Raw genomic sequence first — 5,430 nt, forward strand, 5'->3', positions numbered from 1 at the left:
ATGATCGGCATGGAGATCATCGTCCTTCCCACTGCCGACGTGGCCGTCCGGGCCGCCGCCATCGTCACGGAGGCGCTCGGCAACGCAAGGGCTGGCGAGGCCAAGGCCAGCGGGACCCTCGGATTGGCGACCGGCTCCTCGCCGCTCGGCCTCTACCGCGAGCTCGCCCGGGCGCAGGGCTCGGGACAGCTCGACCTGACGAGGGTGCACGGCTTTGCCCTCGATGAGTACGTGGGTCTGCCGGACGGACATCCCCAGTCCTACCGCGAGGTCCTGACGAGGGAGGTCTGCGGCCCCGTCGGGCTCGACCCGGCCAACCTCCACGTCCCCGATGGGTCGGGCAACAGGCTCGACGAACTCGTCGCTGCCGCAGCGGCCTACGAGGACTCAATCCAGGAGCTGGGCGGCATCGACGTCCAGATCCTCGGCATCGGCTCCAACGGCCACATCGGCTTCAACGAGCCCGGGTCGTCCCTGTCGTCGCGGACGCGCGTGAAGCGCCTGTCGGACCGGACCCGCCTCGACAACGCCCGCTTCTTCGCGCGCCCGGAGGACGTGCCCACCCACAGTGTCACCCAGGGCCTGGGGACCATCCTCGAGGCCCAGGCCCTGGTCCTCGTGGCGACCGGACTCGCCAAGGCAGCGGCCGTCGCCGCGGCTGTCGAGGGCCCACTCACCGCGTCCTGCCCCGCCTCGGTCCTCCAGTGGCACGCCCGAGCGTGGGTCGTCGTCGACGAGGCGGCGGCAACTGGCCTGCGCAACCGCGAGTACTACGCCGAAGCGGCAGCCGGCCTTGACGGCTGACCCAGCTCAGCGGCATACGGTCTGGATTGGTCTTGCCTCTCCCCCCGGGGGAGACTCCACGATGGGCGCGTGACCGAAGCACTGATGTCGATCGGGACGTTCTCGCGGGCGTCGTCCATCTCGATCAAGGCGCTGCGCGCCTACCACGCGCAGGGCATCCTCGAGCCGGCCGTCGTCGACGAGGAGACCGGATTCCGCTCCTACCACGTGGGGCAGCTCGCTGATGCCGCGGTCGTGCGGCGGCTGCGGGACCTCGACGTGCCGCTCGCTGCGGTGCGCGAGGTGCTCGCCGCCCGTGACCTCGAGGTCACCCGTCGGGTGCTGTCGGAGCACACTGCAAAGATGCGGTCGGAGCTCGAGCGGGCCGAGCGGATCGTCGCCGAGCTGTCCAGGACCGAGCCTGCCGACGAGACGCCGGCGCGGGTCGTGCGGCTGGCGCCGCAGACCGCCATCGGGGTGTCTGGTGTCGTCAGCGGGGACGGCTTCGCGGCGTTCCTCGAGAGGTCGTATGCCGCTGTGCTCGCTCGCATCGAGGCGCTCGGACTGCGCGTGGCTGGCTCCCCGGGCGGCCTGTACCAGGCCGAGATCCTCGACGACACAGGCGAACCCGCGACAGCGTATGTGCCCGTCGAGGAGGCTCCGGCCAACGTTGGCGCGGGTCTGCTTCGGCTCGAGCTGCCGGCTGTGACCGCAGCGGTGCTCACCCATCGGGGGAGCTACGACTTGATCGACGAGCGGTACCAGGCGCTCGGAGCCTGGGTCGCGCACCATGGGCAGCCGACCGGTGCGCCGGTGCGAGAACTGTATGTCGTGGGGCCGCGTGAGGTGGACGATCCCTCGGCGTACCGAACCGACATCTGCTGGCCGGTCGAACTGGACAAGTCGTGAATCAAACCCACAGAGAAGGGAACTGATGATGGCACTGACAATGGGTGCAATAGTGATGGACTCTGGCGACGCGCTGCGGCTCGGGGAGTTCTGGTCGGCCGCGCTGGACCGGCCGCTCGATGAGGGAGCGAGCGAGGAGTTCGCGTCGATCGGGTTGAAGGAGGCGAACGGGCAACCGTGGATGTTCGCCAAGGTACCGGAGCCCAAGGTGGCGAAGAACCGGGCTCACCCGGACTTCTCCGCGGAGGACCGTGACGCGGAGGTCGAGCGGCTCGTTGGCCTGGGGGCGTCGGTCGTCGCGGACCACGACGAGTACGGCGTGCGCTGGACTGTGCTGCAGGACGTCGAGGGGAACGAGTTCTGCGTAGCCGGCCCGCACTGAGCCGACCCCCTCGACCGCAACATGCCCGGCACCTCGAAACGCACCCTTGTTGCAGCACTCGTGCGGTCCTAGGCGCCGGGCGTGTGCTGTGAGGCGCCTGTGGACAGCGCACAGGCGGCTGCTCGTTTCTGTCCACAGGACGTGGACGGACGTTTGTGCAGGTCGTTCGGTAGGAACGGCAAGGGGATCCACACCCGCAGCCACAGCACCCCGCACACGTTGTCCACAAGTAGTGCCGGTGTGTCGCACTCGTTAGTGCACATGTTGTCCACAGGCAGATCGGCGTATTCGGGGGATCGCGTTGTGGTCGGTTCATGTTGGGCTCTACGGTGGTGCCTGCTTCGCTGAACGGTCCAAACCGGGGGCGCCCTTTGACCCCCTCCGTGACGCTCAGTGTGGCCGCGGCGCGCCGCTCAGGTGGGATGTCAGTGGCGCATGATGCAGTGGGGTCAGGGGATGAACGTCGTCACGGAAGGGGAGCGCGTGTCGCTCGATGAGCTGAGCACGAGTGTGTTCGCCACGGTCTCGCGCGAGGGCGGGCCACCGGACGACCGGCTGCCGCCCCAGGATGTCGGGGCGGAGCAGTCGGTGCTCGGCGGCATGCTCCTGTCGAAGGACGCCATCGCCGACTGTGTGGAGCAGCTCAAGGGCACGGACTTCTACCGGCCGGCTCATGAGCTCATCTACGACGCCATACTCGACCTCTATGGGCGGGGCGAGCCGGCTGATGCGATCACCGTTGCGGACGAGCTGACCAAGCGCGGCGACCTGGCGCGGATCGGCGGACAGGCTTACCTGCACCAGCTCATCGCCTCGGTGCCAACGGCGGCCAACGCCGGGTACTACGCGCAGATCGTGGCCGAGCGTGCGGTGCTGCGGCGCCTCGTCGAGGCGGGGACCCGGATCGTCCAGCTCGGTTATGCCCAGGGTGGTGGCGACGTCGAGGACATCGTCAACGCCGCGCAGGCGGAGGTGTACTCGGTCGCCGACAAGCGTGGTGGCGAGGACTACCACGCCATCGGTGACATCCTCGAGGCGACGGTCGACGAGATTGAGGTGGCGTCCGGCCGGTCTGGTGAGATGACCGGTGTGCCAACTGGATTCACTGACCTGGACGCGCTGACCAACGGATTGCACCCGGGGCAGATGGTCGTCATCGCGGCCCGTCCGGCCATGGGGAAGGCCCTGGCGCTCGACACGCCGCTGGCCACGCCCGACGGCTGGACGACGATGGGCGACGTGGCGGTCGGGGACCGCGTGCTCGGCGCCGACGGCCGACCGACTCGGGTTGTGGCTGCGACCGAGGTGTTGGACGGCCGGCCCTGTTACGAGGTGGAGTTCTCCGACGGGTCGGTGCTCGTGGCGGACGAGCAGCACCAGTGGTCGGTGCGGTTGGACGGCTCGGACAAGCGCGTCCTCACGACGGCGGAGGTGCTGGCTGCCGAAGAGCTGGGCCACGTCGTGACAGTCGAGCGGGTGCCTGGCTTCGGGGTGTCGGGAATCACGTTGGCGCTGTGGAAGATCGACCGGGTGGAGCGGGTCGGCACCGTGCCGGTCCGGTGCATCGAGGTCGAGGCGGAGGACCACCTGTACCTCGCCGGCCGGGCCATGATCCCGACGCACAACTCGACGATCGGCTTGGACATCGTGCGGTCGGCGGCGATCAAGCACAAGATGGCGGCTGTCATCTTCTCGCTCGAGATGAGCCGCACCGAGATCACCATGCGCCTGCTCTCGGCCGAGGCCGGCATCCAGCTGCAGCACATGCGCAAGGGCACCATGCGCGAGGAGGACTGGACGCGGCTCGCCGCGACCATGGGCAAGGTCTCGGACGCGCCGCTGTTCATTGATGATTCGCCCAACATGTCGCTGATGGAGATCCGGGCGAAGTGCCGGCGGCTCAAGCAGCGGCACAACCTCAAGATCGTCGTCATCGACTACCTGCAGCTGATGTCGTCGGGCAAGCGCGTCGAGTCGCGCCAGCAGGAGGTGTCGGAGTTCTCGCGGGCGCTCAAGCTGCTCGCGAAGGAGCTCGAGGTGCCCGTCATCGCGATCTCACAGCTGAACCGTGGGCCCGAGCAGCGCACGGACAAGAAGCCGCAGATGAGCGACCTGCGTGAGTCCGGTTGCCTGACCGCGGAGACCCGGGTGCTGCGTGCCGACACGGGCGCCGAGATGTCGATCGCGCACCTGGTCGATCACTTCGCCCGTGGGCCCGATGTCGAGGTGCCGGTGTGGGGGCTCGACGAATCGCTGCGCTACGTGGCGCGGCCGATGACGAAGGTGTTCTCGACGGGGGTGCGTCCGGTGTTCCGGCTGACGCTGGCCTCGGGCAAGACCGTGCGGGCTACGGAGAACCACCCCTTCCTCACGGTGTCGGGCTGGACAGCGCTCGGGGACCTGCGGACCGGAGACCGGGTAGCCGTGCCGCGGCACGTGCCGGCGCCCGAGGAGCACGAGCAGGTTCTCGAGGACGGGGAGATCCGCCTCGGGGCGCTCATCATGTCGTCGAAGACCGGGGAACGTGCGGGGGCGCGCGTCGAGACGATGGGTTGCCGGATCGGCTTCGACGTCTACCCGATGGCGGAGCGGACGCTGCCGCCCGACGTCGGCTACTTCCCCAAGCGGCAGATCGGGTTGCTCATCGACAGCCTGTGGGCACTCGATGGTCATGTGATCGTCGATGAGGCGGCGCGTGAGGGACGAATTGTCCTGCGGCACAAGTCACGTCAGCTGCTCGACGACGTGTCGCGGATGCTGTTGCGCTTCGGCATCTCGACGGTGATCGCCACAGTCGACGGCCTGTGGGAGCTCGCGGTGGTCGGTGTGGATGACCAGCGCCGGTTCCTGCAGGAGATCGCCATCCACAACGAACGGTCGGCTGCCGCTGAGGCGCTGTTGCAGATCGTGCGGGATCGGTCAGGCGTGGGTGTGCCCGCCGTTGTTGGTGGTAACGCTGCGGAGGGCCAGGGTGCACCGCGCGTGACGATTCGACCCGACGACCTCGGCGACGGGTTCCTCGGAGACGACGGGTACGACCTGGAGCGAGTCTCGGAGCTGCTCGACAGCCTCGATCTCGACCTCGAGGCTGCCAACGACGCGCTCTGGGACGAGGTCGCCTCTGTGGAGGCGGACGGCGTCGAGAAGGTCTATGACGCAACGGTGCTCGGCACGCACAACTTCATCGCCAACGGCATCGCGGTCCACAACTCCATCGAGCAGGATGCCGACATGGTGATCTTGCTCCATCGCGAAGCCGCCTATGAGAAGGACTCTCCGCGCGAGGGCGAGGCGGACCTCATCGTGGCCAAGCACCGCAATGGTCCCACCGACACGATCGTCGTCGCCTTCCAGGG

The 5,430-nt window shown here is 68.3% G+C and carries 4 protein-coding genes; all 4 read left to right on the forward strand.

Annotation, left to right across the window (positions count from 1 at the left end):
• On the forward strand, window positions 1–804 hold an 804-nt coding region (locus tag VIR15_RS12900; RefSeq protein ID WP_331928226.1), incomplete at its 5' end, for a glucosamine-6-phosphate deaminase.
• Window positions 805–873: 69 nt separating this feature from the next.
• Window positions 874–1,692 (forward strand): MerR family transcriptional regulator, encoded by an 819-nt coding sequence (locus tag VIR15_RS12905; RefSeq protein ID WP_331928228.1) that lies wholly within the window; start codon window positions 874–876, stop codon window positions 1,690–1,692.
• 55 nt (window positions 1,693–1,747) lie between these two features.
• Window positions 1,748–2,074: a VOC family protein gene (locus VIR15_RS12910; RefSeq protein ID WP_331928230.1), complete on the forward strand. Its 327-nt coding sequence runs from the start codon at window positions 1,748–1,750 to the stop codon at window positions 2,072–2,074.
• Window positions 2,075–2,530: 456 nt separating this feature from the next.
• On the forward strand, window positions 2,531–5,430 hold a 2,900-nt coding region (gene dnaB / locus VIR15_RS12915; protein WP_331928232.1), incomplete at its 3' end, for a replicative DNA helicase.

It is taken from the genome of Intrasporangium sp., assembly GCF_036566125.1.
Classification (GTDB): Bacteria; Actinomycetota; Actinomycetes; order Actinomycetales; family Dermatophilaceae; genus Intrasporangium.

Coding starts and splice junctions, on each gene's coding strand:
- VIR15_RS12910 (WP_331928230.1), top strand. CDS start 1,748: ATGGACTCTGGCGACGCGCTGCGGCTCGGGGAGTTCTGGTCGGCCGCG.